We start from the raw sequence: 24,931 nt of genomic DNA, 5'->3' as shown, positions 1-24,931 counted from the left end.
TTAGGCCTGTGTGAACTTCACTCGCTATCCGACGCTTTGGCGAAGACGATACTGGCGGCTCCGACGATAGACACGTGGGCATAGGCTGCCGCCGCGGCGGCCTGCCCGTCACCGCACAAGATTGCGTCAACAATCTTTCCATGTTCCCGCCACGACTGGTCAAGTCGCCCATCCAGCCGGAATTGCGCACGGCGAAAAGGCGCCAGACGTGCTCTGGTTTGGCTGACCATTGCTTGAATGTGGCCATTGTGCGCGCCCGCGTAAATCCTATTGTGAAACTCGACGTTGAGGGCAGCGTAAGCTTCAGTGTCGCCTGACTTGACCAGAACGTTAGCCGCCTTTTGAACATCCTGAAGGTCGAGCCGCTCGCGAATAGACATACGCTCGGCTGCAAGGCGCGCACATATCCCCTCCAGCTCCGCCATCGCCTCGAACATCGAGGTGAGGAAGCTATCCGACACGCTTGTGACGACAGCACTTTTGTTCGGCGGCCGCTCTACCAGACCCATTGCACACAACTGCCGCAGGGCTTCTCGTACTGGCGTACGTGATACATCGAAACGAAGGGCCAGACTTGTTTCGTCGAGCTTTTCGCCGGGCTTCAGGTCCCCCTCCACAATAAGGTCTGCGATGGCACGAACCATCTGCTCCACGGTTTCGCCAGTTCTGACCAACTCTCTTGCCTGCCTCATGCCCAATCCGAATCTGCATACAATTTTTAAGACTATAGCTAAAATCAAATCGCTTCGTAATGCTACTTTTAGCAGGCATGCAAATTATAACGCGTAATTTCGGAGTTGATGCCAAGCCGTAGCTCGACCGGTTAATAAGCGAGGATCGGCTAATTTCGGGGCATTGCAACGAAATTGTGCACAGCAAGAAGGCAGAAAAACAACGATCCCTGCGGCATTGATGCCAATTTGAAGCCATCAAGCATTCTGGCACGCACATTGCATACACTTTTTCGAGCCGCTGTTTCGGTTTCCAAACAAGGGGAAGAAAAAGTCATGATCAAGTTGTTACAGCCATCTCGACGTCAATTCTTGCAAACGGCTTTTGCCGGGGCATCCGCACTTACGCTTTCGGGCCTTCATGGCGGCGGCGCGCTGGCGGCTGGGACGTTAACTGTAGGGTTCGTTTATGTTGGCCCCAAGGATGACTACGGGTATAACCAGGCCCATGCCGAAGGCGCAGCAGCGGTAAAGGCTCTCGCCGACGTCACTGTAATCGAAGAGGAAAACGTTCCCGAGACAGTCGACGTTCAGAAGACGATGGAGTCGATGATCAATCTGGACGGGGCAACCCTGCTCTTCCCGACATCCTTCGGTTATTTCGATCCTCATGTGCTTGCCATGGCGAAAAAGTACCCGGACATCCAGTTCCGCCATTGCGGTGGTCTGTGGCAGAAGGACAAGAACCCGGTGAATGCCGGTTCCTATTTCGGTTATATTTTCCAGGGCCAGTATTTGAACGGTATTGCCGCGGGCCATGCCACGAAGAGCAAGAAGATCGGCTTCGTTGCGGCCAAACCAATTCCGCAAGTGGTGCAGAACATCAACGCGTTCCTTCTGGGCGCACGCTCCGTCGATCCTTCCATAACCTGCCAAGTCATCTTCACCGGCGAATGGTCGCTGGCTGTCAAGGAAGCGGAGGCTACAAACGCTCTTATCGATCAAGGCGCAGATGTCATTACCTGCCATGTCGATAGCCCGAAGGTTATCGCACAAACAGCGGCGGGCCGTGGCGCATTTGTTTGCGGCTATCACGCCAACCAGTCTCCACTCGCGCCTGAGAAATATCTGACCGGTGCCGAATGGGCATGGGGCAACGTCTATACCGACTTCGTGAAGAAGATGCAGGCAGGAGAGCCGCTTGGCAATTTCGTGCGTGGTGGACTGAAGGACGGCTTCGTCAAAATGAGCCCGCTGGGGCCTGCTGTCTCGGCCGAGGCGCGCAACAAATTCGAGGCAACCATGGCTTCGATGAAGGCGGGCGAATTCTCCGTATTTAAAGGCGGCCAGAAAGACAACAAGGGCAATGTTGTCATACCGGCAGGCACGGACTACACCGAAACCTCGATCGAGCTGGAAAGCATGAATTATCTGGTGGACGGCGTGGTCGGCTCTGCCGGCTGATGAATGGAGAACAGCCCATGGGTTACGATCTCAATCCTCAAACCAACGCTGCCACAGCCGCCCCTCCAGGCAAACGCCTGCGGGAATTTACGGCACGACGCAGCGAACCGTTGGCAGTGACATTCTTTGCGTCCCTTGCCGGGCTTGGGCTGTTCAGCATTTTTCTCCTGCTGCTCGGCAAGTCGCCGATGCAGTTCGTTCAACTGATCTACACCGGCGGCTTCGGTAGCTGGTTTTCATTACAGAATACCATGAGCAGGGCCGCACCTCTTCTTCTCACGGCGCTCTGCGTTGCACTTCCGGCGCGGCTTGGTCTCGTTGTCATCGGTGGCGAGGGCGCACTGGTTCTGGGTGGCTTAGCCGCGTCGGCAGCAGCATTGCCCCTGGCTGGTCTTGTCAGCGCTGGTTGGCTATGGATCGCCATGGCACTGGCGGGGATGATCGTAGCGGGTCTTTGGATCGGCTTGGTCGGGGCATTGAAGCAATATCGCGGCGTCAATGAAACCATATCATCTCTGCTTTTGACCTACATCGCGATTGCGGTGTTGAACCACCTGATCGAAGGACCGCTGCGCGATCCGGCCAGCCTCAACAAGCCATCTACCACACCTATTCCAGCCGATGCGATGGTCGGCAATCTTCCCGGCATGGATGTTCATTGGGGCTTTGGAGTCGGTATCGTTGCTTGCCTCTTCGCGTGGCTTTTGATGGAGCGTACGACGATCGGGTTTGCGGCGCGGGTGGCTGGCGGCAATATGAGAGCGGCGCAGATTCAGGGCTTGCCGGTCGGCAGGCTCGTCATAGGCTTCACGTTTCTGGCGGGCGCTTTTGCGGGCCTTGCAGGTATGCTAGAAGTTGCAGCCGTCCAGGGAAGCGCTAATGCGGCACTGATTGCGGGCTATGGCTATACGGGAATTCTTGTGGCCTTCCTTGCACGCCAGAACCCACTCGCCATCATACCCGTTGCTATTTTGCTTGGCGGCATCACGGCGGCAGGTGGCCTGATCCAACGGCGGATGGGATTGCCCGATGCAAGCGTTCTCGTGCTGCAAGGCACGTTGTTCATCTCGGTGCTATTCTGCGAAACGCTGTATGGCAGGTTCAAGCTTTTTAATCCGGAATTATGGCTTGCCAATCGCATTGGCCGGGAGGCGGTCTGATGGAGGATTCAGCACTCGGCCTATGGGGTGTACCGCTGGCCATTCTGGCCGGAGCAATTCGGGTATCGACACCTTTCATCTTTGTCAGCCTCGGCGAGACGCTGACCGAACGTTCCGGACGTATCAATCTTGGCTTGGAAGGCACGCTCGTCTTCGGTGCGATGTCGGCTTATGCCGTCGCCGTCATGACGCAGTCACCATGGCTTGGCGTTCTTGCCGCCATGGTGGCCGGGTCCGTTTTCGGCCTAGTACACGGCTTCATCTGCCGCTTTCCCAAGGTAAACGATATCGCAATCGGGATTGCGATGATGCAGTTCGGGCTGGGGTTGGCATTCTTTCTGGGCAAATCCTTCATCCAGCCGGTTGCGCCGAAGCTGCCCGCCATCTCGCTTGGTGGCTGGTCGTCCATTCCACAGGTTCAATCCGCGCTCAACATCAACGTGCTGTTCATTCTCGGCATCGTGCTGACTTTCCTGATCGCATGGATGTTGAAAGCCACGCGCTGGGGGCTGATCCTGCGGGTTGTGGGCGATAGCTCTGATGCTGCACGGGCGATGGGTATCAATCCCGATCATGTTCGCCTTTTTGCTACCGCAGTGGGTGGTGCATTTGCTGCCGCGGGAGGAGCCTATCTCTCGCTCTATTACCCCGGATCGTGGAACGAGCGTATTTCCTCCGGCCAAGGACTGATGGCGGTCGCACTCGTTATTTTTGCGAGATGGAATCCAAAAGGGTGCCTCCTCGCTTCACTGCTCTTCGGTGGGGCGGGTGCTCTGGGTCCGGCGCTGCAATCCGTTGGGGTTACGGAAGGCTATTACCTTTTCTATGCAGCGCCCTACGTGCTGACCCTCATCATCCTCATCATCACCTCATCGCCGGAGCGTCGTCTTTCCGGTGCACCGGAAGAATTGTCGCTGACGAAGTGACAATGCAGGAAAGGAGTACAATCATGAATGGATTGGGCGGACTGAACATCTCAAAGAATGGCGTCGGCATCGGCCTCGTACAGTTGCAGTTGCCTGTAACCGTTACAAGGCAAGACCTTGCGCGGCAAACGGCACGCATCGTAGAGCTGGTCGGCAAGGCACGTCGCAACCAACCTGACATGGATTTGGTCGTATTTCCTGAATACTCTCTCCATGGCCTCTCCATGGACATCAATCCAGACATCATGTGCCGTCTCGACGGACCTGAAGTTTCAGCGTTCAAGGACGCCTGCCGGGATAACCGCATCTGGGGCTGTTTCTCCATCATGGAGTATAATCCCGATGGCATGCCCTATAATTCCGGGATAATCATCGACGACCAGGGCGACCTAAAGCTTTATTATCGAAAGATGCATCCTTGGGTGCCGGTGGAGCCGTGGGAGCCAGGAAACACTGGCATACCGGTGATTACCGGGCCGAAGGGTGCCAAGATCGCGCTCATCATCTGCCACGATGGCATGTTCCCGGAAATGGCCCGCGAATGCGCCTATAAGGGCGCAGAAATCATGATCCGCACGGCTGGCTATACGGCACCGATCCGCGATGCATGGCGCTTCACCAATCAGTCCAACGCGTTCTGTAATCTCATGGTTACGGCGAACGTCTGCATGTCGGGCTCCGATGGCACATTCGACAGCATGGGCGAAGGCATGATCTGCAATTTCGACGGTTCCATCATCGCGCACGGCACCAGCGGCCGCCCGGACGAGATCATTACCGCCGAGGTGCGGCCGGATCTTGTGCGGGAAGCACGGCTTGGATGGGGCGTCGAAAACAATATCTACCAGTTTGGCCATCGCGGATACGTTGCCGTGGACGGCGGCGCGCAGGATGCGCCCTACACCTACATGCACGATCTCATGGCAGGCAAATACCGGTTGCCGTGGGAGGATGATGTTCAGGTCACTGACGGCACCGGTTGCGGCTTTGAAAAGCCAAGCCGCCGTTTTGAAAGCCCAATGAAATCTGCCGCGGAATAGGAGCCTATTATGGATATGTCTAGCAACGTCTCCACACACTATCTGGACGCAGATCCCTATCCCTGGCCTTACAATGGCAAGTTCAGGCCGGACAACACGGCCCTGATCATCATCGACATGCAGACGGATTTCTGCGGTCCCGGCGGATACGTCGATCACATGGGGTACGACCTTTCGCTGGTCAGAGCGCCCATCGAACCGATCAAGACCGTGCTTTCCGCAATGCGAGCAAAAGGCTACCACATCATCCACACGCGGGAGGGCCACAGGCCTGATCTTGCGGACCTTCCGGCAAACAAGCGCTGGCGATCGCAGCGCATCAATGCGGGAATTGGTGACGCTGGCCCCTGCGGACGAATTCTCGTGCGAGGAGAACCGGGCTGGGAGATCATCGACGAATTGAAGCCGATTGAGGGCGAGGTCATCATCGACAAGCCCGGCAAGGGCTCTTTTTGCGCAACCGACCTTGAACTCATTCTCAACCAGCGTCGTATCGAAAACATCATCCTCACAGGCATTACGACGGATGTTTGCGTCCACACGACCATGCGCGAGGCCAATGATCGCGGCTTCGAGTGCCTGCTGCTGGAGGACTGCTGCGGCGCGACCGATCATGGCAATCATCTCGCTGCGATCAAGATGATCAAGATGCAGGGTGGCGTATTCGGCGCGGTTTCGAACTCCAAAGCGCTGATCGAGGTGCTGCCGTAATGAGTTCACTTCGCGCCAATGTCTACCGCGTCGCAGCCGCTTCGCCCGACGATATTTCCGGTGTTCAAACCCTTATCGACAGCGGGCTCGACCCAAAGACCATCGTTGCTGTTTTTGGAAAAACGGAAGGCAATGGCTGCGTCAACGATTTTACGCGCGGCTTCGCCACAACGACGTTTGAGCGGATGTTTGATGCGTATGGCGTGAATGATGTCTCTATCGTCATGTCCGGCGGCACGGAGGGCGCTCTCTCCCCGCACTGGACGATCTTTACCCGGGAAGAGGTCGATGCGCCGCCGACGAGGGCGCTTGCGGTGGGCGTCGCCCGCACGGCAGTCATGCCACCGGAAAACCTTGGACGTAAGGTGCAAGTCGCGCTTGTCGCGGAGGGCGTTCGCGCTGCAATGCGCCATGCCGGGATTGAGGACCCGAGCGGGGTCCATTTCGTACAGATCAAATGCCCGCTTCTCACTTCAGCCCGCATAGGCGAAGCCGCGACGCGCGGGAACACGACAGTCGTCAGCGATACGCTGAAATCCATGGGCTTTTCACGCGGGGCATCCGCACTCGGGATTGCAGTTGCGCTTAATGAAATTTCAATAGAGGCAATTGGCGAGGAGGATATCTGCCAAAACCTCAATCTTTATTCCAGTCGCGCCTCGACATCTGCCGGTGTGGAATTAACGGACCACGAAATCGTAGTGATTGGCACGGCTGAAGGCTGGTCCGGTCCGCTTGCTGTGGATCATGCCGTAATGCGTGATTGCATCGACATCTCGGGCATCAAGCAGGCTATGGAGCGTCTGCCCGAAGGGGATATGGTTGCCGTTCTGGCGAAGGCGGAGGCCAGCACTTCAGGACATGTGCGTGGGGCTCGTCACACAATGCTCGATGACTCCGACATCTCTTCCACGCGTCACGCTCGCGGTTTCGTCGGCGGAGTGCTTGCCGGATTTTTCCAGGACACGATGCTCTATGTGTCGGGTGGCGCCGAGCATCAGGGGCCAGCGGGTGGCGGTCCTGTGGCGATCATAGTCAAACGCAAGGAGGGTTTGCCCTTATGAATGCGCTTTCGCTTGAAACCGTTGGCATGACCATGCGCTTCGGATCGTTCACCGCGCTCAACGACGTCTCCATTCGCGTCAAGGCGGGATCGTTTCATGCTCTTCTGGGCGAAAACGGTGCGGGCAAATCCACACTGGTGAAATGCATCATGGGCTTTTACCACCAGACCGATGGGCAATTGATGGTGGATGATCGCGAGGTCACCGTAAACTCTCCCCGCGATGCGGCGGCCCTTGGCCTCGGGATGGTCTACCAGCACTTTACACTTGTCCCTTCCATGACAGGTGCCGAGAATCTCGTCATCAGCCGCAACGACGTTGCACGGATCATCGACTGGAGGCGAGAACGCGCGGAATTGGCCGAGTTCATGCGCACCATGCCTTTTCCCATTCCGCTCGACAGGCCGGTTCGTGAACTTTCGGCGGGCGAGAAACAGAAGCTCGAAATCATACGCCAACTTTACCTTGGACGACGGCTGCTCATCCTGGACGAGCCGACATCGGTGCTGACGCCCGCGGAGGCGGATGACATGCTGGGGATCGTGCGCGACATGACGGCGCAAGGCGACCTCTCGGTGATCATGATCTCCCACAAGTTTCACGAGGTCATGAAATTCGCGGACACGGTTTCCGTTTTGCGCCGGGGACGGTTGGTCGGTGGCGGGAGTACCTCCGAACTGTCCCCAAAGGACATGGCAGCGATGATGATCGGCGACGTCATCCTGCCGGCTCTCGACAGTCGCACTCCAGTTAAACCAGAAGCTCCAGTCCTCCTGACGCTTGAAAACTTAATGGCACGCGACAGCAGCGGCCTGAAAACAATCGACGTAGACGGCCTTTCCGTGAAGGCGGGCGAAATCGTCGGAATAGCAGGTATTTCAGGGAACGGGCAAAAGGAACTGGCGGAGGTACTGGCGGGGCAAAGACGGCTTGAAAAGGGCCATGTGCGCGTGAAAGGCGTGACCTATCACGCTACGCGCGGTGAGAGCCGCGCGAGCAAACTGGCGTTCATCCCTGAAGAACCTTTGCAAAACGCCTGCGTTGCCAGGATGACTGTGGCGGAGAACTTGGGTTTGCGTCGCTTCGACATCGATGAGCGAAATAGCAAGCGGTTCTGGCTGAGCAATAGCCTGCTACGTCAATATGCCGGAGAACTCGTCTCCGCCTTCAAGGTGAAGACGGCGTCACTCGAAACGCCGATCGGAGCCCTGTCTGGCGGTAACGTTCAGCGCGCCGTGCTGGCGCGTGAACTGACGGGCGACGTAGACATCCTGATCGTATCCAACCCGTGTTTCGGCCTCGACTTTTCTGCGGTCGCGGAAATTCGGGCACGGATCATGAAGGCCCGCAACAATGGTGCCGCCGTCCTTCTGTTCTCAGAGGATCTCGATGAGTTGATGGCGCTGTCCGACCGCATCCTCGTGATGTCGGCGGGGCGTCTCGTATACGAAACACAGGCAAGGGATGCGGACCTTTCCGTTATCGGAGCGCACATGGCGGGACATGCAGCATGACGATCATCAAGGCTCTTCCCAACGATTTCGTTTACGACCCAAACCGCACGGCTCTCATCATCATCGATATGCAGCGCGATTTCATCGAAACGGGTGGCTTTGGGGAGACTTTGGGTAACGATGTCAGCCTCGTAGCGTCCATCGTTCCAGACGTGAAGCGTTTGCTGGAAACGTGCCGAAATGCAGGTCTTACGATCATCCATACGATGGAGTGCCACCGGCCCGACCTTTCCGATTTGCCAGACGCCAAGCGTAGCCGTGGCAACCCTACTTTGCGGATCGGTGACGAAGGACCGATGGGGCGTATTCTGATCGCGGGGGAAGCGGGAACGGCAATAATTCCCGATCTTGCTCCAACGCCGGGAGAAACCGTGATCGAGAAGCCGGGCAAAGGTGCATTCTATGCGACGGAACTTGGCAACATACTCGCTTCCAAGGGCATCGAGCGGCTTATATTTGCAGGTGTTACGACCGAGGTCTGCGTGCAGACCACCATGCGGGAAGCTAACGATCGCGGGTTTGAATGCCTTTTGGTGGAAGAGGCCACCGCTTCCTATTTCCTTGAATTCAAGCAGGCGGCGATTGCAATGATCCGTGCACAGGGCGGCATCGTCGGCTGGACCGCTCATTTAGATGACGTCATCAAGGTAGTTCAAAATGGCTGAATGCATGCGCAGTGACCTGATCTCAAGGGGCTGGAAAACACTAACCTTCGAAGCTTTTCGCCCGGGTGTAACGATCCACTGGATCAGACATTTTTCGGGTGATCAGCCGGGTGTGGCACTTTTGAAATATGAAGCCGGAGCATCGGTTCCGCGCCACCGACACCCTGGCCTTGAGACCATACTGGTTCTTGAAGGCAGCCAGTCCGATGAGGACGGCAGATATGAAAAAGGCACCTATCTCGTCAATGCACCGGGTAGCGAGCATTCCGTATGGAGTGAAGCTGGCTGCGTGGTTCTCATTCAGTGGGACCGACCCGTAGAAATTCTGGAAGACTAATCATGGCATTTACCCCCGCATTCGACATTCAATCACTTCATGCTGCGTATTCTTCGGGCTTTACCCCGGCCCAGATGGTGGAAGAGGTTTTCGCGCGCATCGATGCAATCGACGATCCCGGTATTTTCATTAGCATCGCGGACCGGGAAAGTTTGCTGGCAGACGCCTTGGCACTTGGGAACTTCGATCCTGTTCGGACGCCTCTTTTTGGTATTCCCTTCGCGGTGAAAGACAATATCGACGTGAAAGGTTTGCCTACGACAGCCGCTTGTCCAGATTACGCCTACACACCTTCAGAGGACGCGACCGTTGTTCAGCTGCTCAAACAGGCCGGGGCGCTGGTGATCGGAAAAACCAATCTCGACCAGTTCGCAACCGGACTGGTCGGCATTCGGACGCCCTATCCTGTCCCGCGCAATGCGCTGAACAAGGACCTTGTGCCGGGCGGCTCCAGTTCCGGTTCCGCCGTTGCCGTGTCACATGGGATCGTCACTTTCGCTCTTGGCACGGATACGGCAGGATCCGGCAGAATTCCGGCAGGTTTGAACAATATCGTAGGGCTGAAACCATCGGTCGGGGCCATTTCCACCACTGGCGTTATCCCGGCATGCCGCACCCTTGATTGCGTTTCCATCTTTGCATGTTGTGCTGCGGACGCGCTGGACATTTTCAAGATCGCAGCAAAACCCGATTCCATCGATGCGTATTCGCGACAGCTTCCCTGTGACGTTACCATGACAGCGCCGCCAATGCTGAAGATAGGTGTCCCAGCGGTGGCAGACAGGGAGTTTTTCGGTGACGTCCTGATGCAGGCGAGTTACGAAAACGCCCTTCGACAACTGGTGTCACAAGGACATGAGATTATCGAACTGCCATTTTCCGGCTTCTACGACGTCGCGCATCTTTTATACGAAGGCGCTTGGGTTGCCGAACGCTATCAGGCTGTAAAACAATTCTACGATACGCATCCTGAAAGTTTTCATCCCGTTACTCGCAGTATCTATGGCGCAGCGAAACAGCTTTCCGCGGCGGATGCCTTTTCTGGGTTGTACCGGCTGCAGACACTGAAAAAGCAGCTCGCTCCTTTGATTGCCTCTGTGGATCTGCTGTGCGTTCCGACCGCGCCGACACACTACTCACTATCCGATCTCGAAGCTGAGCCCGTCCAGGCCAACTCACGGCTCGGCACTTACACCAATTTCGTCAATCTGCTGGACCTTTGCGGCATGGCGGTACCGGCAGGCGAGCGATCCGACGGACTTCCTTCAAGCGTTACGTTTTTGGCACCATTCGGTGCCGATGGTCTCGTTGCTGCCATATCCGACGCTCTGCACCGCAGGACCAGTAAAACAACAGGCGCAACGGGCTGGCAGTTGCCGCCCTCGGTCGAGCACTCGTCATCACTCAACAAAGCGATGATACCGATTGTCGTCGTGGGAGCACACCTGTCCGGAATGCCGCTGAACCATCAGCTCACAAATTTGAACGGTCAATTCCTACGTGCTGGCAAAACAGCGCCAGCCTATGCGCTTTATGCTCTCGATAACCAGGTGCCCCCAAAACCGGGCTTGGTCGATGTGGGAAATGGGGCGTCCATCGACATCGAAATCTGGCAACTATCTCCCTCCGCGTTTGGGCAGTTCGTGAATGCTATTCCGGCACCTATGTGTATTGGAACGATCAAGCTGGACGACGGCAGTTCAGCGAAGGGCTTCCTGGTAGAGCCCCACGCGATAGATGGCGCTGAGGATATCACCGAATACGGTGGCTGGCGATCATGGTTATCCGCGGCGAAAGATTGAACCGCCTGAAAACCGCCTCAGCGGAAGCGCGCATCGGCGTCACACCTCTTACGGCGCGATAGCCATGCTCACGTCCGTTAAGGTAGAGGTCGGGCGGATTGATGCAGCGCCGCGGCGGTACCGTGCGTCATGATGGCGTTGCCTGGGGTTATGCACGCGGGGCAGACAGCCGTGGTGTCGATATCATTCAGAACTGCGAGGTCACTGGTATTCGCCGGGAGAACGGCCGCGTCGTCGGGGTTGAAACCTCCCTTGGCTTCATTGGTTGCGGAAAGCTGGCGCTTGCTGCTGCAGGCAATTCATCACGCGTCGCGGAAATGGCGGGAATGAAGCTGCCTATTGAAAGCCACGTGTTGCAGGCGTTCGTTTCGGAAGGTCTCAAACCCTTCATCGATAATGTCGTGACCTTCGGTGCCGGACATTTCTATGTGTCTCAGTCAGATAAGGGCGGACTGGTTTTTGGTGGCGATATCGATGGTTACAATTCCTACGCCCAGCGCGGCAACATGGCGACGGTGGAACATGTTGCCGAGGCCGGAAAGGCGATGATATAGACGGGATCGAAACCTGCCTTGCGGATGGCGCATCGAAGGGTTTCGTTATTGCGCAGTCGCTCGGCTTCGCCTCGACCCTGCCTGCCTTTGGTAAGGTTGAGGACGAGTTTGCTGCAGCCGCCGACAAACCACTCTGGAATATTCCCGGTGTGCGCGGCAAAGCTTTCGTGGATTACCAGAATGACGTTCACAGTAAGGATCTTGGCCTTGCGGTGAAGGAAGGCTACGGCCATGTGGAACTTGCCAAACGCTACACCACCAATGGCATGGCGACCGATCAGGGCAAGCTTTCAAACACCAACGCCATTGGCCTTTTGGCAGAAGCACGGGGCATTTCACCTGCAGAGGTCGGAACGACGACATTCCGCCCATTCTACACGCCCGTTTCCTTTGGTGCCCTGACCGGCACCGCACATGGCAGCCATTTCCAACCGGTGCGAAAATCCCCCCTGCATGAGTGGGCGAAAAAGAATGGCGCCGTGTTTGTTGAAACCGGCCTCTGGTACCGCTCGTCGTGGTTTCCACGTGCAGATGAAAATAGCTGGCGAGAAAGCGTTGATCGCGAAGTCAAGAACGTTCGGCTCAATGCGGGCATCTGCGATGTTTCGATGCTGGGCAAAATCGAAATCACCGGCAGAGATTCCGCCGAATTTCTCAACCGCGTCTATAGCAACGCATTCCTGAAGCTACCCGTTGGTAAGGCCCGTTACGGGCTGATGCTGCGCGAAGACGGTATGATTTATGATGACGGCACCACGAGCCGCATGGAAGAAAACCGTTATTTCATGACAACCACCACGGCTTACGCAGCTGGCGTGATGAATCACTTGGAATTCTGCGCGCAGGCGCTCTGGCCAAAACTCGACGTGAACCTCGCCTCCGTCACAGACCAGTGGGCGCAGATGGCCATCGCAGGCCCAAAGGCCCGCGCCATTCTCGAAAAGATTGTCGATATGGATCTGTCGAACGAGTCGTTCCCCTTTCTCGGCGCGCGCGAGGTCTCCTTTTTCGACGGTCAAATCCATGGTCGGCTGTTTCGCATCTCCTTCTCCCGCGAACTGGCCTATGAACTGGCCGTACCCGCCGGTTATGGTGAGGCGGTCGCCGATGCGATCATGGAGGCAGGTGCCGAATACGGCATCCAGCCCTATGGCGTAGAGGCGCTGTCCGTGCTGCGTATCGAGAAGGGACATGTCACCCATAATGAGATCAATGGCACGGTCGTACCCGGTGACCTAGGCTTCGGAAAGATGGCGTCTTCTGCCAAAGCGGATTTCATCGGCAAGCGCATGCTCGCCCGCGAAGGCCTGAACGATCCGAGCCGCCACCAGCTCGTTGGCGTCATGCCCCTATATCCATCCACCAGCTTTCGCAGCGGCTCGCATATTCTGGCCAAGGATGCATCGGCAACACTCGAGAACGATCAGGGTTACGTGACATCAAGCTGCTATTCGCCGCATGTCGGCTCGACTATCGGCCTCGCGCTTGTTCGACGCGGCGCGGAACGCCACGGCGAAGAGGTGTCGATCTGGAATGGTCTGCGCGACGAATTTACCCCCGGCAAACTGTGCAGTCCCGTCTTTTTCGATCCGGCCAATGAAAAGCTCCATGCGTGACACTGGGAGACAAACGATGTCAAAATTCCACATCGAACTTCGCCGCGCACTTGCCGACAAGCGATCGTTGCAGCGCAACGGCGTTAGCATGGAGGCGCTTCCGGAAGGCACGTTGCTCCAGCTTCTCGCCCACGCCTCGCAGATTGATCCCTCAGCGCTGTCGGGAGAAACATCCGCCGCCGGGCTTGATCTTCGATCCGTATCGCCTGGACAATGGTTTGCCGTCGGCAACGAACGCTTGGCTCAGAGCGAGCTCAGGGCATTCGAAGCGAAACTCAAGCCTCATGCCGATGTGGTGGACCAGAGCCACGGTCGGGTGCGTATTCGTCTCGAAGGCGTGATGGCAGCCCGCGTTCTCGCGAAAGGCACGGCGGTGGATCTCTCTCACGCTGCGTTTCCGGTCGGCAATGCCACAACGACTTTGATCGGCCATATCGCCGCGCATGTAACCCGTGTGGATGAAAACGCTTTCGAAATTACCGTACTCAGAGGCTTTGCCGAAAGCCTCTGGGATGATCTCGACCGGATGAGCATCGAATTCAGCTAAGATGAAAATCCGGCGACGACCATCATCATTGAAGGTAAAGCCGCCGGTGCTTCCCCTATTCAGTCTGTGCGCGCTCCACACAAGGCGAGTCTGGCGGTGACGCACCACGAAATGGCTCACTTTGGTGAAAATGGAGCTAGCCTCAGGCAGCACACCTCGCAATCCGACTGAGGACCGCGAGATGCAATGCAAGCCTAAATCGTCCTGTTTTACAGGCGCTCCTATCCTTCGAAAACGATCACCACATCGCCCGCCTGAAGATAATCGCCTTCCTTGACGCGCAAGCGAACCGTGCCGGATTTCGGTGCCGTGATTTGCGTCTCCATTTTCATGGCTTCCATAACGGCGACGAGATCACCTTCCGATACCGTATCACCATCGGCTATCTTGAAGGATTGAAGTGTGCCGGAAATGGGTGCCGTGATGCCGTCCGTATGCGGCTCTGCCGCGGCTTTCGGAGAGGTGGAAGCTGCACCACCGGCTCCGCCAAGACCCGCCAGTAACAGATGCGGCAGACCGACCGCAACACGCTTTCCATCGATTTCCAGCCATGTGCGGGTGAGGGAAGCATCCTCTGCCGGTGCGGGCCGCTCCATGGCATCCGGCATATCCGCGAAATCCGTTTCGATCCAGCGTGTATGAACCCTGAAACCATCCGCCCCGATGAAGTCATCGGTATCGATGGCGGCGCGGTGGAACGGTAAAACCGTGGCAACGCCTTCGATGTGGAATTCTTTCAGCGCTCGGCGAGCGCGGCGCAGCACCTGTTCGCGATCAGCACCCGTCACGATCAGCTTTGCCATCAGAGAGTCGAATACACCCGGGATCGTCGAGCCAGTTGCGACACCGCTATCCAGACGGATGCCGGGACCGGAGGGCGGGTCGAAACGAGTGATTGCGCCGGGGGTCGGCAAGAAGCCTCGACCGGGATCTTCCGCATTGATGCGGAATTCCATGGAATGGCTGCGCGGCTCCGGTGTTTCGAGGACACGCAGCGGCTCACCCTCCGCAATGCGGAACTGCTCGATGACGAGGTCGATGCCGGTGGTTTCTTCCGTGACGGGGTGCTCCACCTGAAGACGGGTGTTGACCTCCAGAAATGAAATGGTGCCGTCGACCCCCAGCAGAAACTCTACCGTGCCCGCACCGGAATAGCCCGCGGCTGCGCAGATGGCCTTTGCTGCAACGTGGATTTTCTGTCGCTGTTCTGGTGCCAGAAATGGCGCCGGTGCTTCTTCGATCAGCTTCTGGTTACGGCGCTGTAGCGAACAATCACGCGTGCCGAGAACCAGTACACTACCGTGCTTATCGGCGATGACCTGCGCTTCAATGTGGCGCGGGCGGTCGAGAAACCGTTCCAGAAAACATTCGCCGCGACCGAACGCAGCGGTGGCCTCACGTACGGCGGACTCATAGAGATCGGCGATCTCCTCCATTTTCCAAGCGACCTTGATGCCGCGTCCACCACCGCCATGGGCCGCCTTGATGGCAACGGGCAGGCCATGCTTCTCGGCAAAGGCGATGACTTCCGCTGCCGTCGAAACCGGACCATCGCTGCCTGCGACCAAAGGTGCGCCAACGCTGGTGGCGATACGGCGTGCTTCGACCTTGTCACCCAAAACCCTGATAACGTCCGGGTTGGGGCCGATCCAGATCAGACCTGCATCGATCACCGCCTGCGCAAATTCGGCGCGTTCAGACAGAAAGCCGTAGCCGGGATGGACAGCGTCTGCACCGGAGCGTTTCGCAATGGCGATAAGCTTCTCGATGTCCAGATAGGTTTCCGCAGGCCGCACGCCATCCAGCCCGTATGCTTCGTCGGCGAGATGGACGAATAGCGCGTTCTGATCCGGGTCCGCATAAACGGCGACCGATCCGATACCGTAATCGCGACAGGCGCGAATAATGCGCACCGCAATCTCACCGCGATTGGCAATCAGGACTTTTTTCATGGGCGTTCTCCCGAAATTTCTATGTTCTTCGCGGCCGTAATTTCGGCGAAGCGCCCAAGTGGGCGAAACTTGATTTTGGCATTGACAGGTATCTGACCCGCAAGGTCGAGATGATATTCGGCGACCGCGCCGATGACCGGGTATCCACCCGTCAGTGGGTGATCGGCCAGAAACAGAACCGGCTGTCCGCTGTGGGGTATCTGGATTGCGCCGGTTGCTGTGCCCTCGCTTGCCAGTTCGGCGCTATCCTTGCGCTCCACCGGCGTTTCACCGGAAAGGCGGATGCCCACACGGCTGGACTGTGGCGTGACCTGCCAGAGCTGGCTTGTCAGCGTCGCTATCCCCTGTTGTGTAAACCAGTCCGTGCGGGGACCGAACACGATATCCAGTGTGACGACATCCCCCGGCTGAGGCAGATGAAAAGCCGGGACTTCATCGATGCTGACACTGGAAAGGCCCGTCTTCTCCTGTCTAAGGTTGAGAATGGTACCAGCGGTTACTGTGTCCGGGCCAACGACTGCCAACGTATCCGTGGCCGTGCTGCCGAGAACCGGCGCGACATCGAAACCGCCGCGAACAGCGATATAGGATCGCATCCCTTTTGCAGGATTTGAGAAGCTGACGATATCGCCCGGCTCCAGTGAGATAGGAGCGTAAGGAGCCGCTTCAAAACTGTGGGCGTCGGATTTGACGGTAATCGTGCATGAGGCACCCGCAACGCCAATGACGGCGCGGCTTGAGCTTTTGAATGAAAAGCCCCCGAGTGTCAGTTCAAGACATGAGGTGTTGGCGGGATTGCCGACGATACGGTTCGCCGCATTGAAAGCGGAACGGTCCAACGCACCGGAGGCAGACACGCCCTGCCCTGTCTGGCCAAATCGTCCGAGATCCTGAAAAACCGCAGGCATCGGTGCAGCCAGCACTTCGAAACGAGCTGTGTCCCGATCGGCATTTGCTCTAGCCGCCGCAGGTTTTGCTGCCGGAATATCGATGCTGCCGCCAGCCTTCTCCATATCGAAAAAGCGGACACGATAACCTGGCTGGAAAAGCGCACCGGGATCACGTTCGATATCCCACATTTTTAAAGGCGTAGTGCCAAGGATTTGCCAGCCGCCGGGGCTGTTTTGTGGGTAAACGCCACTAAACGCACCCGCCAGCGCAACCGAGCCCATCGGAATGCGGGTGCGTGGGCTTTGCCTGCGTGGCACATGCAGCGCCGGATCGCCACCCACGAGATATCCAAAGCCGGGAGCAAAGCCACAGAAAGCGACCGTAAACTCACTTTCCGTATGGCGGCGAATGACCTCTGCGATACTGAGGCCGGTCAGTTGCGCCACGTCGGCCAGGTCTTCACCGTCATAGCGAACGGGAATCTCCACGAGATTATCGGATGGGGCGATCTTGGCGGAAAGATCGCGGGTTGCGATCTGCGCTGCCAAAGCTTCCGCCGTGATTTTTTCAGGGCGAAAACGGATCATCAGCGTGCGTGCGGCGGGCACCGTTTCTTCAACACCTGCAACCGGATCAGCCTCAAGCGATGCAAACAGCGCCAGCGTCTGATCCAGATCAGCAAGTTCCACCAGAATGGTCGTCAGACTGACGGGTAAAAATCGCATCGTGTTCTCAAGCATGATAGGCCGAATCTGGAATATCGGTGATGAACATGTGTCCGGGAGAATGCGTGATGGCGAAGGGCACGCCAGACGCCATGACCGCGGCCTGTGGTGTTACGCCGCAAGCCCAGAACACCGGCACTTCGCCGGGTTCGATCCTCACGGCATCGCCAAAATCAGGCTTTGAAAGATCGGCAATGCCGATTTCTGCTGGTGAGCCGACATGGACGGGCGAACCGTGGACGGCGGGAAAACGACCGGAAATGGTGGCCGCATCCGCGACGCGCGAGGCAGGAATAGGGCGCATGGACACGACCATGTTGCCCTGTAGACGGCCCGCGGGCCGGCATGGCCGGTTGGTTAGATACATGGGGACATTGGATTTATCCGTCATGTGACGGATTTCGATGCCCGCTTCCACCATCGGCGTTTCAAATGTGAAACTGCAACCGATCAGGAACGCCACCATATCGTCGCGCTCTGCCCATGCGGCTGTGGCGTCGGAGGTTTCCTCCGCCAGCTTTCCATCGCGCCAGATGCGATATAGTGGCAGATCGGTGCGAAGATCGGCACCGGGGGCGAGAAGCGTCGTCGGCACGCCAGGGTCGGACACATCCAGCACAGGGCAAGGCTTGGGGTTGCGCTGGGCATACAGCAGGAAATCGAAGGCCCAGTCACGCGGTAGTACAATCATATTGGCCTGCGTAAAGCCGGGAGCAATGCCGGATGTCGGCGCAACGAGACCGCTGCGATAATCGCTGCGGGCATTGCGGGCCGAGGTCGCATCCGTATGGTTCAGGAAGGATGTGGGTATCATCGCAATTATCCTTGGACGCCGGATACAAAGGAGCAGATTTCAATGCCTTCCGCCTCGAAACGCTGGCGGATTTGCTGCGCTATGGCGACCGCACCGGGACTATCGCCATGAACGCAGATCGACTGCGCTTCGATCTTGACGATGCTGCCATCGATTGCTTCCAACGTGCCTTCACGGGCAAGCTGAACCATGCGATCGGCGATTTTTTCGGCATCGTGCAGCACGGCACCGGCCTCACGGCGGGAAACGAGCTGGCCTTGCGGCGTATAGGCGCGGTCGGCAAAGGCTTCCGCCACAACCGCCAGACCTGATTTGCGGGCAAGATCGAGAATGGGCGCATTGGCAAGGCCCATCAAAAACAGCGAGGCATCGATGGCCTTGATGCCATCGATAACCGCCTGCCCCTGTTTCGCATCATTGGCGATGCGATTGTAAAGCGCACCATGTGGCTTCACGTAGCGCACTGTCGTACCGGCGGCGGCGGCAATGCCTTTCAGCGCGCCGATCTGGTAGATGATGTCTGCGATCAGCTCTTCCGATGTCATGTCGAGATCGCGGCGGCCGAAGCCGACGCGGTCCGGATAGGAGACATGGGCTCCAACGACCACACCTTTTTCGGCAGCCGCCTTGACCGTGCGAAAAATCCCTGCCGGATCACCCGCATGGAAACCGCAGGCTATGTTGGCGCTGGAGACGATGGAGAGCATCGCTTCGTCGTCCCCCATGCTCCATGCACCGTAGCTCTCGCCCAAATCGCTGTTAAGATCGATGGAAGCCATGTCTTTGCACTCCTTAAACTGCTGGCGACAGCAGGGCGAAGATAGGGCCAATCGACTTATAGCCCATATACCAGGTCAAGGCGCATACAATCACGCCCAGCACGAGTAGCCAGCGTGGATAGCGATACCCTGCCATCAAATCGGAACGCGCCCATGCCGCATAGATGAAGATCGAAAGGCCGATTGGAAGAATAAGACCATTGAGGCCGCCAACGAAGACCAGCATCTGTGCCGGTGGGGTGGTTATGATGATATAAAAGAAGAGTGATACGGCGATAAAGATCACGGTTGCGATATTTCGGGCGCGTTCCGTAATGTCCTTCTTGAAGATGGCAATGAAGGACACAGACGTATAAGCAGCACCGATAACCGACGTGATGGCGGCAGCCCATAATACGATACCGAAGATGCGCAAGCCAAGGTTACCAGCAGCAGCCTGAAAGGCCTGAGCAGCCGGGTTAGCGCCTTTACCGGACACATCGATCATGACACCGCCTGCGACGACGCCGAGAATGGCGAGGAACAGCACGTAACGCATCACGCCGGTGACTGCGATGCCGGTCAGCGCCGCACGGTTGATGGAACCAATGTTTTCGACACCGACCATGCCCTTATCCAGAAGGCGGTGCGCGCCGGAATAGGTGATATAGCCACCGACCGTACCGCCAACAATTGTCGTAATCGTTGCAAAATCGATCGTGGAAGGCAGGAATGTCTGAAACAGGGCATCGCCAACAGGCGGACCAGAGACGAAAGCCACGTAGACCGTCAGGACGATCATCAAAATACCGGCGAAAACGATAAAGCGGTCAACCGCCATGCCAGCACGTTTTGACAGGAAGATACCGATGGCGAGCAGCGCACTGAGCGCGCCGCCAACTTTCGGATCAAGACCAATCATGGCGTTTATGCCAAGTCCGGATCCGCCGATATTGCCGATGTTGAAAAATAGACCGCCAACGATAACGAGAATGGCGAGCAAATAGCCGGAACCGGGTATTGCCGCATTTGCCAGATCGGAGGCACGCATGCGCGTCAATGTCACGATCCGCCATATGTTTAACTGAACGACGAAATCGATAAGAATTGATGCAAGTATGGCAAATGCGAAGGCCGAACCGAGCTTTGTGGTAAAGGTCGCGGTCTGGGTAATGAAGCCAGGGCCGATGGCAGACGTGGCCATAAGAAAAATGGCAGCGACGAGTGCCGCTCGGCGGGATTTGCCCCCGGTGGTATTCTGCACGACCGCAGTCTGATCGGCAGGTCTGGAAATATCCTGTTCCATGAGATTTCTCCGCTCTCAACTTCATCCGCCCCTCGCGGATGCTTGAAGTGATCTTGGCCTCATCTACAAAATTGTCAATATTGTTCAACAAAAATTATAAATCGTCGCTATGCGCGTCACGCCTAGCCAATTTGTTCAACAAAGCGGGATGGTCCACGCAAAAAACGGTTCGGTAGAAATCGCGGCTGAGAAGGCTGTCTACACAGATCGGTGGTACGAGATACTGGTATTCGCCTTTCAGCATCTCAGCAAAATCCTGAACAGATACAGACATGTTGATCCCTAAGCTCCTCGTCAAGCGTCATCATCAAGCAGACCTTGATCGGAAAACTATTGGCTGGCGTAATATTTTTGGCCGTCTCTCCAAATGTTGCACCATATCCAAGCCAAGCGCTGCAGCCAGAAAGTCGTTGGCCTAAACAATGCCTCCAAACCATGCGTTCATTGATTTAAGCCTATGCCGATCCATCTAAGTATCAGGGCCACGACGCGCGAAATGCTTTTCTGAAGCATAGGCCCTCTTCCCAAAGCGTCACAGCAGCGTAACATTTGTGACCTAGACCTAGGCAAACTCGAGAGGCCGGTAAAGCCGTTTCGACCGACCAGCCACTCGCTAGGAAATCGACAACCATCTTGAACGAAACCTGACGAGGTACCCACCGGTGCCACGCGTGTATCCATGCGCTCGTATCGACCTCTCGCTATACAGGAGTGATCCATGCTTTCCATCAATCGGCGCCACGCGCTGGGGCTCATGTCCGCTGCTGCGGGCAGCATCGTGCTGCCGCGCATGTCATTCAGCCAAAGCGCCCGTCCGTCCGTGACGATTGCCGTTCAGAAGATTACCAACAACAATACGCTGGATATCTGGAACGAACAGTCGAATGTCGGCGAACGCGTTTTCTTCCCCAATCTGTGGGAAGGACTGATCAACCGCAACTGGATGGGTGACCAAGGGCCGGTTCCGGGTCTCGCGACCGAGTGGAAACGCATCGACGACAAGACGCTGGAATTGAAGCTCCGCCAAGGTGTGAAGTTTCACAATGGCGACGAGATGACCGCCGAAGACGTTGCCTTTTCTTTCTCCAGGGAACGCGTTTTCGGCAACACCGAGCCGAAGGGGGGAAAGACGGTTTTCGAGGACGATAACAAGCCTGTCACCGCCAAGGAGTTACCAGCGATTGTTCCCGGTGTTGGTCGTCGTCTCTGGCCTGCACTGGCTGGCGTCGAAGCCGTCAATAAATATACCGTTCGCTTCCACAATGCCACGCCCGACGTCACGCTTGAGGGCCGTCTTTACTCGTTCGGCAGCCAGGTCACGAGCCGCCGCTCCTGGGATGAAGCCAAGACCTATGTCGACTGGGCGCGCAAGCCTGTCACGACCGGTCCATATATGGTTGCCGAATACAGGCCCGACGTGTCTTTGACGCTGGCCGCCTTCGATGAATATTGGGGTGGCCGTCCGCCGCTTCAGCAGATCCGCTTTGTCGAAGTCCCGGAAGTTGCCTCGCGCGTCAACGGTTTGCTTTCGGGTGAATATGATTTTGCCTGCGACCTGCCGCCGGACCAGATTGCAGCCATACAGGCCGCGCCAGGTCTGGAAGTCCAAAATTCGACCATCTGGAACCACCGCATCTCCACCTTCAACACGCAAAACCCTATTCTTAAAAGCCCGCTCGTGCGCCGCGCCATGACGCATTCGATCGACCGGCAGGCCATCGTGGACGCTCTCTGGGCTGGCCAGACGGTCGTTCCGGCCGGTCTGCAATTTGAATCCTTCAAGACCACCGACATGTTCGTCGATGGCTGGACGACACCGGAGTTCAACCCGGAACTTGCCCAGAAACTGCTGAAAGAAGCCGGGTACAAAGGCGATCCGATCCCTTATCGCCTGCTCAACAATTACTACACCAACCAGACGGCCACCGCGCAGATCATGGTCGAGATGTGGAAGCAGGTCGGTCTCAACGTCGAGATACAGATGAAGGAAAACTGGGCACAGATCCACGATCCTGAAGGTCTGAAAGGCGTTCGCGACTGGTCGGCCGGCAATTCGATCAACGACCCGATCACGCCCCTTGTGGTGCAGTTCGGTCCCAATGGCGAAGCCCAGCAGAAAAAGGACTGGACCAACGAGGAGGTCAATACGCTCTCCGTCGTCATGGAAACATCCACCGACCACGCACTGCGCAAGAAGGCCATCGCACGCATGCTGGAAATTTGCGAGCGCGAAGACCCGGCCTATCAGGTCCTGCACCAGAATGCCGTCTTCACGGGCATGAAGTCCTCACTGAAATGGAAGGCCGCCCCCGCCTTCGCCATGGATTTCCGCACGTCAAACTGGAATTCCTGATCCTGTCGATCTTCCATGCCGGTCGCCTGACTGCGACCGGCTGCTTCTTTTATAAAACTGGAGATGATCTCCTATGGCTTCCAATCTTGTGGAACTGCGCGGCCTAAAAGTCGCTTTCGATGGCGTACAGGTGCTGCACGGTATCGATCTCGATGTCGCCCAAGGCGAGGCGATCGGCCTCGTCGGAGAATCCGGTTGCGGCAAGTCCGTCACATGGCTTGCGGCGCTGGGGTTGCTTCCGGGCAAGGCCACGGTTTCCGGATCGGTTAAAATCGATGGAAAGGAGATTCTGGGCGCGCCGCGTCCCGTTCTGGAAGGTGTCCGTGGCAAACGCATCGCCATGATCTTTCAGGACCCGTCCAGCTCGCTCAACCCCGTTTTGCGGATTGGCAGGCAAATCACCGAAACGCTCGCCATTCATCGCGGCCTGATGGGTGAGGCTGCCAAGACGGAAGCGTTGCGCCTTCTCGATATGGTCGGCATTCCCGACGCCCGCAATCGCTTCGATCTCTTCCCGCACGAGTTTTCCGGCGGCCAATGCCAGCGTCTGATGATTGCCATGGCATTGGCGGGAGAGCCGGACCTTCTGGTTGCCGACGAGCCGACAACTGCGTTGGACGCGACCATCCAGGCGCAGATCCTCGATCTTCTGATCGCGCTGCGGCATGAGACCGGCATGGCGACCATCTTCATCAGCCATGATCTGGGTGCCGTCAGCCAGGTCTGCGAGCGCGCCTGCGTCATGTATGCCGGTCGCATCGTGGAGCAGGGGCCGATCGCGACATTGTTCGAAAATCCCCGGCATCCCTACACGCGCGGCCTGTTCGACGCCATTCCGAGGCTTGATGGTCCACGCTCAAGGCTCATCCCTATTCCTGGGACGGTGCCGCACCCGCGCGATCTGCCGCATGGCTGTGCGTTTTCACCGCGCTGTTCGCATGTGGCGCTGGATTGTCGCATTCGTCAACCTGAGCTCACCGCACTGGACGATCGCCGTCTTCTCTCCTGCCATCACCCGGTTGGCGTCCGGTCTCCATCGGAAACCCGTATTCTGGAGGTCGTGTCGTGACAGCTCCGCTCCTTCAGGCGAAAGATCTCGTCAGGACCTATGAGGTTCGCCAGGGCTTGTTCGGCAAGGCGGCAGCCGTTCGGGCTGTCGACGGGATCGACCTGAACGTCATGCCGGAGGAGACGCTGGGCATCGTCGGCGAATCCGGTTCTGGCAAGTCGACGCTCGGCCGCATGCTTTTGGGTATCGATCCGCCACAATGGGGCCAAACGCTGTTCGAGGGACAGCCGATGCCGAAGCTTGGCACATCCGCGTGGCGTGCGCTGCGGGCAAAGATGCAGCTTGTCTATCAGGACCCGCTGGCGGCTCTCGACCGGCGCCTGACCATTGCCGAGCAGATCGGCGAGCCGCTCGCCATCCATAATCTGATCCCGAAAGAGCATCGGCAGACCCGTATTGCCGAACTGATGGCTGCGGTCGGCCTGCGGCCGGATCAGGCCGGATCGTACCCGCACGAGCTTTCCGGCGGGCAGCGTCAGCGTGTCGTCATTGCCCGGGCTCTCGCATCTCGCCCCAAGCTTCTGGTCTGCGACGAACCGGTGTCGGCGCTCGATGTGTCGATCCAGGCGCAGGTGGTCAACATGCTGCGCGACCTGCAGGAGAAGAACGGTATCGCCATGGTCTTCATCAGCCATGACCTGAAGGTCATACGCAATATCGCAGACCGCGTGGCAGTCATGTATCTGGGGCGTATCGTCGAAGAGGGATCGTCCGATGTCATTTTCGCAACGCCATTGCATCCCTACACCAAGGCGCTGGTCTCCAGTGTGCCGGTCCCGGGCAAACCTCTTCACGGGCGCACGATCCTGCAAGGGGAGCCGCCAAATCCCGCAAACCGTCCATCCGGCTGTGCCTTCCACCCCCGCTGCCCGGTTGCCGTCGATCTGTGCCGCACGAGCGTCCCGCCACTGACGCCGATCTCGGCGGGCCGTAGCGCTGCCTGCCATCTGCTGGCCGGTGCAGATCAACCGGTTGCGGCCTAAGGAATTTCC

20 protein-coding genes and 2 pseudogenes are annotated in these 24,931 nt (G+C 57.4%); 16 read left to right on the top strand and 6 right to left on the bottom strand.

Annotation, left to right across the window (positions count from 1 at the left end):
- Positions 1–17: 17 nt before the first annotated feature.
- Entirely contained in the window at positions 18–692 is a 675-nt protein-coding gene (locus G6L28_RS14535) for a GntR family transcriptional regulator (protein WP_174064532.1), read from the bottom strand.
- A 315-nt stretch (positions 693–1,007) separates the two neighbouring features.
- On the opposite strand from G6L28_RS14535, the gene G6L28_RS14530 reads away from it, so the two are divergent.
- The 13 genes and pseudogenes from G6L28_RS14530 to G6L28_RS14470 all read left to right on the top strand — a co-directional run bounded on the left by G6L28_RS14530 (position 1,008) and on the right by G6L28_RS14470 (position 14,071).
- The gene (locus G6L28_RS14530; protein WP_174064531.1) at positions 1,008–2,135 is read left to right on the top strand and encodes a BMP family ABC transporter substrate-binding protein; all 1,128 of its coding nucleotides are present in this window, start codon (positions 1,008–1,010) and stop codon (positions 2,133–2,135) included.
- A gap of 17 nt (positions 2,136–2,152) precedes the next feature.
- Positions 2,153–3,295 (top strand): ABC transporter permease, encoded by a 1,143-nt coding sequence (locus G6L28_RS14525; protein WP_174064530.1) that lies wholly within the window; start codon positions 2,153–2,155, stop codon positions 3,293–3,295.
- A complete protein-coding gene (locus G6L28_RS14520) occupies positions 3,295–4,221 on the top strand; it encodes an ABC transporter permease (RefSeq protein ID WP_174064529.1) in 927 nt (308 codons plus the stop codon). Before G6L28_RS14525 ends, G6L28_RS14520 begins: the two co-directional genes overlap by 1 nt.
- 23 nt (positions 4,222–4,244) lie before the next feature.
- Positions 4,245–5,261, top strand: a complete 1,017-nt coding sequence (locus G6L28_RS14515) for a formamidase (protein ID WP_174064528.1) — start codon at positions 4,245–4,247, stop codon at positions 5,259–5,261.
- Between the two features lie 9 nt (positions 5,262–5,270).
- A complete protein-coding gene (locus G6L28_RS14510) occupies positions 5,271–5,972 on the top strand; it encodes a cysteine hydrolase family protein (RefSeq protein ID WP_174064527.1) in 702 nt (233 codons plus the stop codon).
- Positions 5,972–7,036: a ring-opening amidohydrolase gene (locus G6L28_RS14505; protein WP_174064526.1), complete on the top strand. Its 1,065-nt coding sequence runs from the start codon at positions 5,972–5,974 to the stop codon at positions 7,034–7,036. Before G6L28_RS14510 ends, G6L28_RS14505 begins: the two co-directional genes overlap by 1 nt.
- Positions 7,033–8,550 (top strand): ABC transporter ATP-binding protein, encoded by a 1,518-nt coding sequence (locus G6L28_RS14500; protein WP_174064525.1) that lies wholly within the window; start codon positions 7,033–7,035, stop codon positions 8,548–8,550. The genes G6L28_RS14505 and G6L28_RS14500 overlap by 4 nt, the downstream gene beginning before the upstream one ends.
- On the top strand, positions 8,547–9,215 hold the full coding sequence (locus tag G6L28_RS14495) for a cysteine hydrolase family protein (RefSeq protein WP_174064524.1): 669 nt from the start codon (positions 8,547–8,549) through the stop codon (positions 9,213–9,215). Before G6L28_RS14500 ends, G6L28_RS14495 begins: the two co-directional genes overlap by 4 nt.
- A 4-nt stretch (positions 9,216–9,219) precedes the next feature.
- Positions 9,220–9,552: a cupin domain-containing protein gene (locus G6L28_RS14490; RefSeq protein ID WP_425292680.1), complete on the top strand. Its 333-nt coding sequence runs from the start codon at positions 9,220–9,222 to the stop codon at positions 9,550–9,552.
- Positions 9,553–9,554: 2 nt separating this feature from the next.
- A complete protein-coding gene (gene atzF, locus G6L28_RS14485; protein ID WP_174064522.1) occupies positions 9,555–11,354 on the top strand; it encodes an allophanate hydrolase in 1,800 nt (599 codons plus the stop codon).
- A 92-nt stretch (positions 11,355–11,446) separates the two neighbouring features.
- A pseudogene (locus G6L28_RS14480) lies at positions 11,447–11,905 on the top strand (FAD-dependent oxidoreductase); the annotation flags it as partial.
- Positions 11,839–13,524 (top strand): annotated as a pseudogene (locus tag G6L28_RS14475) (glycine cleavage T C-terminal barrel domain-containing protein); the annotation flags it as partial. The pseudogenes G6L28_RS14480 and G6L28_RS14475, both read left to right, overlap by 67 nt.
- Positions 13,525–13,540: 16 nt before the next feature.
- Entirely contained in the window at positions 13,541–14,071 is a 531-nt protein-coding gene (locus G6L28_RS14470; protein WP_174064521.1) for a sarcosine oxidase subunit gamma family protein, read from the top strand.
- Between the two features lie 221 nt (positions 14,072–14,292).
- Here G6L28_RS14470 and G6L28_RS14465 read toward each other — a convergent pair whose 3' ends face one another.
- The 5 genes from G6L28_RS14465 to G6L28_RS14445 are packed head-to-tail and all read right to left on the bottom strand — an operon-like array spanning position 14,293 to position 20,517.
- The gene (locus G6L28_RS14465) at positions 14,293–16,023 is read right to left on the bottom strand and encodes an acetyl/propionyl/methylcrotonyl-CoA carboxylase subunit alpha (protein WP_174064520.1); all 1,731 of its coding nucleotides are present in this window, start codon (positions 16,021–16,023) and stop codon (positions 14,293–14,295) included.
- Positions 16,020–17,639 (bottom strand): 5-oxoprolinase/urea amidolyase family protein, encoded by a 1,620-nt coding sequence (locus tag G6L28_RS14460; RefSeq protein ID WP_174064519.1) that lies wholly within the window; start codon positions 17,637–17,639, stop codon positions 16,020–16,022. The genes G6L28_RS14465 and G6L28_RS14460 overlap by 4 nt, the downstream gene beginning before the upstream one ends.
- Before the next feature lie 7 nt (positions 17,640–17,646).
- Entirely contained in the window at positions 17,647–18,453 is an 807-nt protein-coding gene (locus G6L28_RS14455; protein ID WP_174064518.1) for a putative hydro-lyase, read from the bottom strand.
- A gap of 5 nt (positions 18,454–18,458) precedes the next feature.
- Complete coding sequence (locus tag G6L28_RS14450; protein ID WP_174064517.1) at positions 18,459–19,232, bottom strand: LamB/YcsF family protein; 774 nt, start codon at positions 19,230–19,232, stop codon at positions 18,459–18,461.
- A gap of 13 nt (positions 19,233–19,245) precedes the next feature.
- Complete coding sequence (locus tag G6L28_RS14445; RefSeq protein ID WP_202033636.1) at positions 19,246–20,517, bottom strand: NRAMP family divalent metal transporter; 1,272 nt, start codon at positions 20,515–20,517, stop codon at positions 19,246–19,248.
- A 718-nt stretch (positions 20,518–21,235) separates the two neighbouring features.
- Here G6L28_RS14445 and G6L28_RS14440 point away from each other — a divergent pair.
- From G6L28_RS14440 to G6L28_RS14430, 3 genes are all read left to right on the top strand, one after another.
- Positions 21,236–22,870 carry an ABC transporter substrate-binding protein gene (locus tag G6L28_RS14440; protein WP_174064516.1) on the top strand — a complete coding sequence of 545 codons (1,635 nt, stop codon included), beginning with the start codon at positions 21,236–21,238 and terminating at the stop codon, positions 22,868–22,870.
- A 73-nt stretch (positions 22,871–22,943) separates the two neighbouring features.
- Positions 22,944–23,939, top strand: a complete 996-nt coding sequence (locus tag G6L28_RS14435) for an ABC transporter ATP-binding protein (protein WP_174064515.1) — start codon at positions 22,944–22,946, stop codon at positions 23,937–23,939.
- Positions 23,936–24,922: an oligopeptide/dipeptide ABC transporter ATP-binding protein gene (locus tag G6L28_RS14430; RefSeq protein WP_174064514.1), complete on the top strand. Its 987-nt coding sequence runs from the start codon at positions 23,936–23,938 to the stop codon at positions 24,920–24,922. Before G6L28_RS14435 ends, G6L28_RS14430 begins: the two co-directional genes overlap by 4 nt.
- The last annotated feature ends 9 nt before the right edge of the window (positions 24,923–24,931 follow it).

The organism is Agrobacterium larrymoorei (genome assembly GCF_013322225.1).
GTDB classification, from domain to species: domain Bacteria; phylum Pseudomonadota; class Alphaproteobacteria; order Rhizobiales; family Rhizobiaceae; genus Agrobacterium; species Agrobacterium larrymoorei_A.
This window is presented reverse-complemented; position numbering and strand designations above follow the sequence as displayed.